The organism is Vibrio marinisediminis (assembly GCF_014050145.1).
GTDB lineage: Bacteria > Pseudomonadota > Gammaproteobacteria > Enterobacterales > Vibrionaceae > Vibrio > Vibrio marinisediminis.
Window position 1 is genome coordinate 40,961 of the sequence record NZ_JACFYF010000019.1, and the last position, 11,302, is coordinate 52,262.

11 protein-coding genes and 1 pseudogene are annotated in these 11,302 nt (G+C 43.0%); 7 read left to right on the plus strand and 5 right to left on the minus strand.

Annotated elements, in window-relative coordinates; genetic code table 11:
- Nucleotides 1-31 precede the first annotated feature (31 nt).
- Nucleotides 32-1,042, plus strand: coding sequence for an AraC family transcriptional regulator (locus H2O73_RS18640; RefSeq protein ID WP_182110431.1), 1,011 nt, complete (start codon nt 32-34; stop codon nt 1,040-1,042).
- On the opposite strand, the gene yjeH is transcribed toward H2O73_RS18640, so the two are convergent.
- The gene (gene yjeH, locus H2O73_RS18645; RefSeq protein WP_182110432.1) at nt 1,032-2,288 is read right to left on the minus strand and encodes an L-methionine/branched-chain amino acid transporter; all 1,257 of its coding nucleotides are present in this window, start codon (nt 2,286-2,288) and stop codon (nt 1,032-1,034) included. The two genes, H2O73_RS18640 and yjeH, sit on opposite strands and share 11 nt — an antisense overlap.
- A gap of 225 nt (nt 2,289-2,513) precedes the next feature.
- Between yjeH and H2O73_RS18650 the strand changes: the two genes are divergently transcribed.
- The 5 genes from H2O73_RS18650 to H2O73_RS18670 all read left to right on the plus strand — a co-directional run bounded on the left by H2O73_RS18650 (nt 2,514) and on the right by H2O73_RS18670 (nt 6,007).
- Nucleotides 2,514-2,963, plus strand: coding sequence for an Lrp/AsnC family transcriptional regulator (locus H2O73_RS18650; protein ID WP_182110433.1), 450 nt, complete (start codon nt 2,514-2,516; stop codon nt 2,961-2,963).
- The gene (locus tag H2O73_RS18655; protein WP_182110434.1) at nt 2,956-3,876 is read left to right on the plus strand and encodes a LysR family transcriptional regulator; all 921 of its coding nucleotides are present in this window, start codon (nt 2,956-2,958) and stop codon (nt 3,874-3,876) included. The genes H2O73_RS18650 and H2O73_RS18655 overlap by 8 nt, the downstream gene beginning before the upstream one ends.
- 93 nt (nt 3,877-3,969) lie before the next feature.
- Nucleotides 3,970-4,584 (plus strand): LysE family translocator, encoded by a 615-nt coding sequence (locus tag H2O73_RS18660; RefSeq protein ID WP_182110435.1) that lies wholly within the window; start codon nt 3,970-3,972, stop codon nt 4,582-4,584.
- Between the two features lie 5 nt (nt 4,585-4,589).
- Nucleotides 4,590-5,576, plus strand: a complete 987-nt coding sequence (locus H2O73_RS18665; RefSeq protein WP_182110436.1) for a Gfo/Idh/MocA family protein — start codon at nt 4,590-4,592, stop codon at nt 5,574-5,576.
- A gap of 29 nt (nt 5,577-5,605) precedes the next feature.
- On the plus strand, nt 5,606-6,007 hold the full coding sequence (locus H2O73_RS18670) for an OsmC family protein (RefSeq protein ID WP_182110437.1): 402 nt from the start codon (nt 5,606-5,608) through the stop codon (nt 6,005-6,007).
- Nucleotides 6,008-6,039: 32 nt separating this feature from the next.
- Here the strand turns inward: H2O73_RS18670 and H2O73_RS18675 are convergent, their stop codons facing one another.
- The gene (locus H2O73_RS18675; protein WP_182110438.1) at nt 6,040-6,537 is read right to left on the minus strand and encodes a L,D-transpeptidase family protein; all 498 of its coding nucleotides are present in this window, start codon (nt 6,535-6,537) and stop codon (nt 6,040-6,042) included.
- Nucleotides 6,538-6,923: 386 nt separating this feature from the next.
- On the opposite strand from H2O73_RS18675, the gene H2O73_RS18680 reads away from it, so the two are divergent.
- Nucleotides 6,924-9,056 carry a GGDEF domain-containing protein gene (locus H2O73_RS18680; protein WP_182110439.1) on the plus strand — a complete coding sequence of 711 codons (2,133 nt, stop codon included), beginning with the start codon at nt 6,924-6,926 and terminating at the stop codon, nt 9,054-9,056.
- Between the two features lie 25 nt (nt 9,057-9,081).
- Here the strand turns inward: H2O73_RS18680 and H2O73_RS18685 are convergent, their stop codons facing one another.
- From H2O73_RS18685 to H2O73_RS18695, 3 genes and pseudogenes are all read right to left on the minus strand, one after another.
- Nucleotides 9,082-9,249, minus strand: a complete 168-nt coding sequence (locus H2O73_RS18685; RefSeq protein WP_182110440.1) for a hypothetical protein — start codon at nt 9,247-9,249, stop codon at nt 9,082-9,084.
- A 128-nt stretch (nt 9,250-9,377) separates the two neighbouring features.
- On the minus strand, nt 9,378-11,000 hold the full coding sequence (locus tag H2O73_RS18690; RefSeq protein ID WP_182110441.1) for a BatD family protein: 1,623 nt from the start codon (nt 10,998-11,000) through the stop codon (nt 9,378-9,380).
- A pseudogene (locus tag H2O73_RS18695) lies at nt 10,994-11,302 on the minus strand (hypothetical protein); the annotation flags it as partial. The gene H2O73_RS18690 and the pseudogene H2O73_RS18695, both read right to left, overlap by 7 nt.

Genomic DNA, 11,302 nt, shown 5'->3' on the forward strand with positions numbered 1-11,302 from the left:
CAATATGACGTCATTTGTGATTTAAATTGTAATGGAAAAAGTGCGCTTTATACGGGCTTTGGGGCTAAGAAATATTCATTTTCGGGTGATGAAACGTTATGGATTGGATGATAATTCTTTGGCGATTATCGATTCGGCACTCTCACAACCAATGACTTTGATTCCGGTATCTGAGGTTAATCGGTGGTATCAATCTTTGGAGCAAAAGAGTGGAAATCCAGACATTATCTTGGATGTTGCCAGTGATATACGACCAGAAGATTTAGGTTCTGTGGCGCGCTGGTTGTTTTCTAGCCTTGACCTTGCTTCGGCTATTCGTCGCCTCAATTATGGTATTTCAAGTCTACAGTCTGGTGCTTATCTTGTTGCGACGCAGAGTGGACCTATCATCAAGTGGACCTATCAAAACCCCTTTATTGAATATAATAATAAGGCTCATGATGGTGTTAGGGCGGCAATTTTTCTTTGTAAAATCATTCGTTATTACGCTGGTGATGAGTTTGTTCCTATGCGGGTCATGTTACCGGGAATACGGTCAAATCAGCATAAGTACCAAGAATATTTTGGTTGTGATGTTAGCTGGAATCATTCAAAAACTGAAGTTTGGTTCCCGGCGGATCTAAGGTTGGCAACTCGTTCGAAAATCCGAAGTGGCAAAAAGCAACTTGCTATGAGCTTTGCCGAGCTTGATGAATTTTTGAACATGCCAGAGGCGGGTGATGAAATTAAAGTGATATACGAAGTTATCAATTATAGCTGTCACTATGGGTTTCCGACCGTTGAGCGAGTATCCAGCCTTGTTGGCTTATCGCCACAGCAATTCCAGCGTCGATTGCATTCCGTTGGTATGAATTTTACCAATGTGTTGGGGTATGTATTAAGCAATATTGCAGTTGGTTTGCTTGGTAAAGGAATTGGCGTTGATGAAGTGGCAAAACGTCTTGGCTATCAAAACGTTGCCAGCTTCAATCGTATGTTTAAAAAACAGCGGGCTTTAACACCGACGCAATTCATACAGCGCTTAGAAGAGCTTAGGTCATAGCGATTTTGTTCTCTTCTTCAGGTTTGATTTTGCACACCAATAGAGCAAACAGAATGAGCGCATAAAGCATAGACCAGCCAACACACGCCATCATGATAGTGCAGGTTGCTAGTGAAATGTACGCCAGTACTCGACCAGCCCCTTTTAGTAGCTTGCATGCTGAAAGCATCGCCATAAAGTACACCAATATGAACACGCCATTCGCCAGTTTGACGAAGAATTCTAAATCAAGCTGAGAGAATTCACCAATAAAGCAGGAGATCAGCAATACAGCGCCGACAGCAAAGGTTGCGTTTGAGGGTACGCCTGATACCGACAAGTGGGCAATACGGCTGTGTGGTTTGTATTCCCGAGCTTGTGCCCACAGCATGCGTGACAAGCTTTGGGTATAGAGGTTAATACTGGCAAAACAAGCGGCGAAACCTAAGGCATTAATCCAAGGTGAGAGTGTTTCACCAAATAAGATATTAGCGAGGTAGGGTATTGAACCTGAATCGAATTGGGCGCTGCCATAGGCGTGAAACTTAATAATTACGACAGAACATGCCCAATATGTCGCACCAGCAATAATACAACCAATTATGATAGCGATAGGGAAATCGCGCTGAGGTGATTTGAATTCTTCTCCCATATGAGCAAATGCTTCAATACCAACAAAGCACCAGAACATAACCGATAACGCAGCACCAATGAGAACCCAGTCATTTTGAGCGACGGATGGCATGCTTATGTCTGATGGACCCACATCGCCAAACCACCAAAACGCGGCAACCAACCCCAGAATACTGACGGCAATCAAGCTTTGAATTCTACCCGATGATTTGGCACCTGAGAGGTTCACCAATACCAACAGTGCAACAGTGATGACTTGTGCGACCAAGGTATGATTCAAAGCATCAGGAAGTATTGGTTGCAAGAAACCGGCGGCAAGAGCCACTGCGGCAGGAACACCAACAGGGATCACACTTAGAAATAGCCACGCAATGCTTTTCTCTAGGCGTTGGTTGAAGGCCTGTCGAACAAAAAATGCCGTTCCTCCGGCGTTGGGGTAGCGTTTACCGAGTAGGGCAAATGTCAGCGCTACAGGGCAAATAGCCAGCAACAGTACCGCCCATGACCATAGAGACAGCGTGCCTGCGATACCCGCTGCGAGAGCCGGGACCATAAACAGTCCAGTACCAAGTAAGGTGGTAGAGAGCTGCCCAACCCCGGATATCAGTGTTATTTCCTTTTTTAGCTGTGCCATTGTTAGTCACTCACTCCATGTGTTCTTGTTGCCTAGCGCAAATAATTACTTTAGCAATAGGTTACGCGCCTTATGGAAATAGATCACCTAACAAAGTGTGCGATTCAACAGTCAGTTTGACTTATTTATTGTGGGAAAAAGTTATATTGCACGCTTTAAACACAATATTTATTCAGTATTATTGCTGGTACGCAGTAAGAATGGATTTGAAAGGGCAAAAATAACATGGACCAGTTTGACGAAAATATACTGACAATGCTTAAGCGTGATGCTCGTATCTCGGTGAGCGAATTAGCCAAGCAAGTAAATTTGTCTCGTTCTGCTGTGACGGCTCGAATGAAAAAGTTAGAAAATGAAGGTGTGATATTGGGTTATCACGCCAATATAGTGAAACCTGATAAAGCGGTGGTTATAAAAGCATACTTGGCTTTAAAATTTGATACCTCAAGTTCGACGAAACATTGCGAGTCGTATGCGGCGCATATCTACCAAATTGAAGGCATCAAATGGAGCCATGCGATAAGTGGTGAAACAGATATGATGTTGTATGTTGAAACATCAACAATGGAACAACTTAATAATATTCGTAATGAACTTCACGATATCCCAGAGCTGTATCAATTAACTACTCATACTGTTCTTACAGAGTTTTTTAATACCTTACACCATGATTAATCATATCAATCTAAATCTACTGCGTTCACTGCAAGTATTATTGGAAGAGTGCCATGTGAGCAGAGCCGCTGTGAGACTCAATCTCACTCAATCAGCAGTGAGCAGGCAGTTATCTCAGTTAAGAGAGCTGTGTGACGACCCACTGCTAGTCAGGAGTGGTAATCAGCTTGTCGCGACCCCGCGAGCCGTGGCTTTGTTAGACCGTGTGAATTTGGTAGTGACACAAGCTGACGCTCTGTTTAACGACATACCGTTTGATCCTGCGGTTTGGAAGCAAGAGTTCGTCTTTGCGTCCAGCGATTATGTCGCCCAATTTGTTGTTCCTCAGTTAATTTCTGTATTGGGGCAGCAGTCGCCATTGGTTGATTTTAGTTACCGGCTTTGGCAGCAAGACTACCTTCATCAAATGCAATCATCCGGTATTGATCTCGCATCGACAATGTTACCTGAACCGCCGGCGAACTTGTCGAGCATTAAACTGGGGGAGGATGGCTCGGTCTGTGTTATGCGTAGCCAGCACCCTCTCAGTGACATTGAATCTTGGTCCAGTCAGGATGTGGTCAGTTTTCCTCACCTCAAAGTAACAGGCGGCGGTGATAAAGATAGCCATGTTGATATGGCACTTAAAGAGGAAGGTCTGCAACGTCGCATTGCGGTAAAAGTACCGTTTTTTTCAACTGCGGTGAAAGTTATCGAAAATACTGATCTGTTGCTGATTGTACCAGAACACATTGCCTTGAATTTGGCTAGGGACTCAGCGCTCGTTTATAAACCTTTGCCATTTGAATGCTTGGTCCATCAATATTGGTTGATGTGGCACCCTAAGTTTGACCACGATAAGGGACATGAGTGGATGCGGGATAACGTACTCAATGTAATGCAAATATCACCTCGATCGATTGGTATGATTTAAAATCATAACCAAAATGATAAAGATTGATTTCAATTCATTGTAATTCGGCGCTACTTTACTAAGCAACAATTCAACTAACGCTATTTTACGATTATGACAACAACAGTTTGGTTATCTCTTTTTACGATTTGTTTGCTTGGTGCTATGTCTCCTGGACCAAGTTTGGCTGTGGTGGCAAAACACAGCTTAGCGGGTGGGCGCTCTAATGGCTTTGTTACCGCTTGGGCGCATGCTTTCGGCATCGGAATTTATGCCTTTATTACCTTGATTGGCTTAGCCGTGGTTCTACAACAATCGCCATTGTTGTTTAAAACCATCAGTTACGCGGGCGCCTTTTATTTGATCTATCTTGGTTACAACGCTTTGCAATCAAAAGGCGGCGTGGCAGCTAAGTTGGAATCAGGTCAGCAGACAAGCTTATTGCAATCGGCGAGAGAAGGCTTCTTCATCTCAATTCTTAGCCCTAAAATCGCGTTATTTTTCATTGCCCTATTTAGCCAGTTTATCGCGGTAGGCAGTGATGTGACGAGCAAATCAATTATTGTGTTAACCCCTTTTGTGGTGGATGGGTTGTGGTACACGCTGATTACGTTATTTCTCTCAAGCCCAAGATTTATTGATAAAATTCGCAGCAAAGCACAGTTGATTGATCGACTTTCTGGCATCATTCTGATTTTACTCGCGCTTCGCGTGCTCTTTACAGTGTAGGAATTATGATCAAACTTGCCGTTATAGGTACTAACTGGATTACTGACCAGTTCATCGAGGCTGCATTGATTAGCGGTCACTATCAACTATCCGCAGTTTGCTCTCGCTCTATGGAGAGTGCGAAGCAATTTGCAGAGAAATACGCAAAATTAACGCCTCAACCGATTTTGTTCGATGATTTACAAGCGCTGGCGGAAAGCGATCAAATAGATGTGGTCTATATTGCTAGCCCCAATTCATTACATGCCACACAAGCGATGCAAATGATGCGTGGAGGCAAGCACGTTATCTGTGAAAAGCCGCTTGCAGCCAATGAAACGTTAGCCAAGCAGATGTTCGCCGTCGCTGATGAAAATGGTGTGCTGCTGTATGAAGCGTTTATGTCGATGCATACACCTAACTTCAAAATCCTCAAAGCTCAACTTGATGAAATAGGACCAATCAGCAAAGCATTTATTAGCTACTGCCAATATTCGTCTCGCTACCCTAAATATTTGGCTGGGGAAAATCCGAATACGTTTAATCCCGCGTTCGCAAATGGTTCTATCATGGACATCGGCTTTTATTGTTTATCATCTGCTATCGAGTTGTTTGGTGAACCGAATAACGTACAAGCGCAAGCACAATTGCTGGCGTCTGGTGTTGATGGCAGTGGAAGTGTCATTTTAAGTTATCAAGGCTTTGAGGTTGTTTTACAGCATTCGAAAACCAGTGATTCGGCGCTTCCGAGTGAAATTCAAGGTGAAAATGGAATCCTACAAATTGAGATGATTTCAATCGGGCAAAAGGTGACCAAGAAATTGCGTGGGCAAGGATGGGAAGATTTGACGGTGGAGCAGAGCCATAATCCAATGCTGTATGAAGCACTCGATTTTGCCGAGCAACTCGCTAATAATAGAGTAAACCCTAGCGCGACTGAACGGTCGTTGCTGGTGGCAAAAATACAAACGGAAATACGCCGTCAAACGGGTGTCGTTTTCCCGCAAGATTAATTGCCCAATATTAAAAAAAGAGACAGTACATGCAAGCAGAAGTGAAGTGGATTGAGGATTTCAAATTTCTAGGTCAATCACAGTCAGGACATTCGATTGTGATGGACGGAAATGGTGGTGCCACTGCGCCAAGCCCTATGGAAATGGTTCTAATGGCTGCTGGTGGTTGTAGTTCCGTTGACGTAGTTGATGGTTTAAAACAAGCGGGGCAGAGCGTACACACTTGTATAGCGAAGCTGACAACAGAACGCCGTGAGACTGCGCCTCGCATTTTTACTGCAGTGAATATTCATTTTGAAGTGTCAGGCGATAACCTTGATCCAAGTTTGGTTGAAGAAGTGACGGCAGCATCATTAAACAAGTATTGCTCTGTCTGCTTGATGCTTGGGGAAGGTGTTAGCATGACCCATAGTTGGGAAATCATCGATTAAAAATAATGCCGAGCAATAGCTCGGCATTATTTTTAGGGTAATATTTCAATCGGTGTACCGCGCTTAACCAAAGCAAGTAACTCATCCATTTCTTCATTGGTGAGTGCGATACAACCGTCAGTCCAATCGAAGCTTTGTATATATCGGCTATTTTTCACTTCACCGTTTTTCTGACCATGAATCTTAATATCACCGCCTGGATGAACATTTAACCGTTGCGCATTCGCCATATCGGTTTCATTTGGGTAGCTAATATGGATAGAGCGATAAAACTGCGAATCTTCCATCACATAATCGAGTTTATAGACACCCTCAGGCGTTCGCTGGTCACCTTCATAGACTTTATGCCCAATGGGGCGCTTTCCAAGTGCAATGCGAAACTCGCGGACTACTTGATTGTTATCCATCAAATAAAGTCGGCGTTTTGACTTGTCGACTGTTACTTTATCAACCGTTACGTTATCAACTTCGGTTTGTGCCTGCGTTGGTGCCGCTAAAATGAGCAGTAAAAATGATATCCAGAGCTTCATTATTATCATTAGTTTGTTGTTAGTGGTTTAACTTAAGTAACTCGCCCTGCTGACAAGAATGGTCGTTCAAAAGCAAGCTCAACTGTTTATTGTCCATAATCATAACCTGCAGTTACAGCTAAGAGTAGTGGTTCTTCTGAAACTAATCGGCTGAAGGTTTAACTTTTTGATTACATTACGTGAGCAATTCCTAGTCAAAAAATGGAATGTAACAACAAAAATGGAAATAAGATCAAAAATTTGCAACTAGAATCATGAATAGAAAAACTCATACAAACGAACTGCGAGTGAGTTAACAGCACGCCTTAAATTTAATGTGATTGCATATGCTTCGATGGTAATTTTGAGTAGCGAAATTTCTTTCATTGATATAAGTAAAGGCTCTCATGTTTGCGCGCACATTACTAAAAGACGTTATGTCTGCTAGAAACCATAAGTTTCTGGCAAATTCGTTGTTTGATTATCTAGATAAGGTTGTTGAAACAAAGTCGATCTGCATCGTGTCGGAACAGCCTAATCTGAATGAAGGAAAGACGGTTTATCGAAAAGGTGATCCGATAGATCCTAGTTGCTACCCCGAGGCATTCTGGTCCTGGGTTGCCCAATTTGATACTTGTGATGGTTTGATTCCTCTCTCAATTGCCACTTGTCAGATAGAGCAGTTTAAGCTGTTTAATGAGACTGACTGTGAAACGTACGTCTTTGTTATTGATAACTACTCAGTGGCTCGTACTTACTTGATTGTTGAACAGGTTGACTCAGCTCAGGTGACAAAAGCGACAGAAGGGCATGCACTCGATTTTTTACAGATCATCGCTTCGAGATGGCAATGCTTGCGCGCTGAACTTGAGGCGAACAGAGAGTACCGACAACGTGATATTAAAGAAGCGAAATATCTTGATGTGATTCATCAGCGTGAAGAGTTCATTGAAGATATGAAGTTAGTCCAAAAAATCGCGGTTGAAATATCCAATCCAGAAACATTAGATGAATTACACCGTTTTGCTGTTGAAGCGGTCCGAGAGCAACTTGGATTTGATCGCTCAGCATTGATGCTGCTTGATATCAAAAAACGTTGTTTTAGCGGCACTTATGGTACTGATGAGGTGGGTGAGACTACGGATGTACACCATACTCAGTACGATCTCCACCAGTTGGAAGAAGCGTACATCAACGCACTGTTTGAGGGCAAAGATAGCTTAGTTGTTCTTGAGGATGCCCCTCTCTATAGTGATGGCACTGTGATAGGTCAGGGATGGAACGCGATGCTTATCTTACGTGATAATACTGACACGATCGGTTGGATAGCACTGGATAACTTTATTAATCGAGCGCCCATCACGTCTTATCAAAAACAGATGCTAGAGTCATTTGGATCGCTACTTTCACAGATATATATTCGAAAGCGACAAGAGCAAAATATTCGCATGTTACACGCGAGCATGGTGGAGCTATCTCGTTGTATGACTGTGCGTGACGTTTGTAAATCCGCCGTTACGTTTGGTATTAACAAACTGGGTATTGATCGTTTGGCGGTGTTTCTCACCGATGACAAATGTTCCTATATGCAGGGGACTTGGGGCACAGATATACAAGGTAATGTGGTTGATGAATCGTATTACCGCTCTGAGCTTGTCGACCGAACAATTGTGAGTAACGCTCGTTCTAATCCCAATGAAGTGGTTTTTGAGGAATCCGTACCGATTTACCATGATTTTCACATCGTTGGTTTTGGCTGGACAGCGATGACGATGCTAACCAGCAGTAGCGGCGAGTCGATAGCTTTTATTGCAGCAGATAACCTTATTCGTCGCTCGCCATTAACACATCAATTGCGTGAAGTCATACGTATGTTCGCCTCGAACCTAACAGAAGTGTTGCTGAGAACGCGTGCGCAAGAAGCGGTGCATGTGCTTAATGAAACACTCGAAATGGAAGTGAAAGCACGAACGAAAGAGTTGCAACAAGCCAATGAGCAGCTAGAAATAATGGCGAAAATGGATCCTCTGACTCGGCTTGGAAATCGTCGAATGTTGGAATCAGTATTGGAAGCCATTTGCATAGATAGTAGCGTGAAAGAAGAAAGCTTTGCTTTAATATTGGTGGACATTGATCATTTTGGACTCTACAACAATTGTTATGGTCATATGCAAGGTGATATCGCCTTAATGCGCGTTGGCGGAATATTACAGCAGATTGCGGATCAATCGCATGAAGATTTTTGTCGTATTGGCGGAGAAGAATTTGCGTTGTTAGTGGTGAATCAAGATGAGATGCAAGTCAAAGCGCTTTCTGAACGAATTAGAACTTCAATTGAAAAAGAAGGAATCGTTCATGCTGACAATGAAGAAAGGGGTGTTCTAACTGTTTCTGTTGGTTACACTGTCACTTCAATCAGGCGTGATGATTTTAATTTTGATGTGCTTTACAACCAAGCCGACAAAGCGCTATACACGGCGAAGGCTAATGGTAGAAACCGTATTTTAGGTTTCACAGAAGAAGTTGAACTCATAAAATAAAAAAGAGCAGCTCAAAGCTGCTCTTTTATGGAAATATTGAGAAAACATCGCTAGCGGAATAGCCGTATTGTTTTAAAATCTCAATCGCTTCTTTTCTATTTTCAGCTGAGACTTTGAGTTCCGCGATTTTTTCTCCATCAAAGTAGAGAATTCGATAATAATTGTCTAATTGCTCTTTTTTAATTGCAGACATGGCACTCCCCACAGAATTACCGCTAGTGACAATCCTCTTAATTATAGAAGGTTCTTCACTTAAGCGGCAAAGCTTCGCCTATTTCCTTTTAATATGCAAAAACTATTCCTTTATCGGGCATTGTGCGCTTAAAGTTTGGACAGTGTTGCGCTGTTTTCATTCGTTGAGCGACAGCGACTCAGTTTTTTAATAAGTTGGCGCAGTGTTTTATTGTTCCATTCTACGTGGTTGCCACCAAATTGAGATGAAACCATCTGTTGCAACTCGTGGTCAATTTGCTTCGCTATCGTTGGATCTTTATCGCGATTATGAGTGAGCCATAATTTGGCAAAATATTGGGTTTGAGCGATTTCATTATTCGAAATTGCGTTAAGCAGACTCTCTAGCTCATTATTTTTAGGTTCAGCTTTTGGGACGTCCAGTTTATGACGAGTTTTCATATGCCACGTTAGCGTTGCGAGCCAAAGAATGGCAAATAAAGCCGTTAGGTAGGGCCAAAATTGAAAGCCCTGCTCATTGTTGTTTGGTGCTGCGGTTATGGTGGGTTGGAGCGGAATATTCAAAGCTTCACTCGCGGGCTCAACCATGAGTTCTATACCGTCAAGCTGGCTGGTTTGAAAGTCAGTCGTAAGGGTATTGAACCACTCTATACTCACGGCAGGTAAGAGAGTCTTACCAGTACGCTGGGCAATCAATACTTGTTTTACCGTCATCTGCGTGCTGCCATCGTCAAGAGTCTCAAACCGAGGCTTTTCCGCGTATTGGCGGACAGAGTCAGGATAGCTGATCGAAAGATCTGGAAAATTTTCTGCTTTAATGCCTTGTATATTGACGCTTAGTTCTCGGGTTATTGAATCACCTAGCGCAATGAGCGTCGGCTGATCAATGGCGGATAATTCCTTTCCTTGAGCATCAAACCAAGTTTGAGAGAGCAATAACTGTGGGGTAGGCAGCCAGTTATCATTCGTCGTCTGAGGTTTTTCACTGACATCGATTGTAAATTGCTCAGGTGCTATTTGAATTGGCAACAGTTTTGTTGTTCCCGTTCGATTATCACCTAATACAAAAGTGGCTTCAAAACCGACGCTATTGAGTACAAAGCTTCCCGAGTGTTGCGCTGTAATCGTAAAGGTTTGGTCGACAATTGTGGCTTCGATGCCATTAACGACACTTTGGTATTGGTTTGCTTGCCCCGATTCTTCGATGGTAAGTTCAGCGTTTTTGGGTGGCAAAATTTGTACGTTCTGCAACCGTCTAGGATTGGTTTTAATGATTAAACGAGTTTTTAATTGCGTTGTTTCATTGGGATAGAGCTCGGCTTTTACCAGTTGGCTTTGTATTACGGCGAGATCATCTTGGTCGGGCAAGTCAGTATCTTGGCTCACCTGAATAGAGATAGGTGAAGATGATGAGCCTTCAACAGTAAATGCTGGAATCTTCAAGGTTCCAAGGTTTTTCGGTTTTAAGGCGATCGTCCATTCACTTCGGCTACTGCGTTTACCATTGACGAAGTTTAACGCACTGCTATAGCTAGGTTGTCCCAAGAAGAATGAAGGTTCAAGAACGCTGAAATCGAGACTATTTGAATCGACTTTTTCATCGTAAATGACGCGTAATTGGAATACCTCGGCTTTAGTGACTTGGTTGCTGGAGACTGTTGCAGTCAAATTTGCTGCATAAGCGGGTAAACTCAATAGCCAGCAGCCAATTAGAATGAGTGTTGAGAGAGTGCGATATTGTGTCATTACCATTGTTTTTTCGACTCTTTTGGTGGATTTTTATGTTTTGCTTGTAGAAGGAACTGTGCTTTTAATAATTGGCTAGGATCACGAGCCAGTTCTACTTGTTCCAGTTTCTTAAATTCATTGTCTAACTCGGAGCTGTCTACTTCGCTAGAAGCTTGCGCCAGTTCCGCTTCTACTTTGTCATTATCTCTATTCGAATCATCAGATTTCGCTTGACCCTGCTGCGCTGCTTGAGTCTCATCTTGCTGAGACTGCTGAGACTGCTGAGACTGCTGAGACTGCTGAGACTGCTGAGACTGCTGAGACTG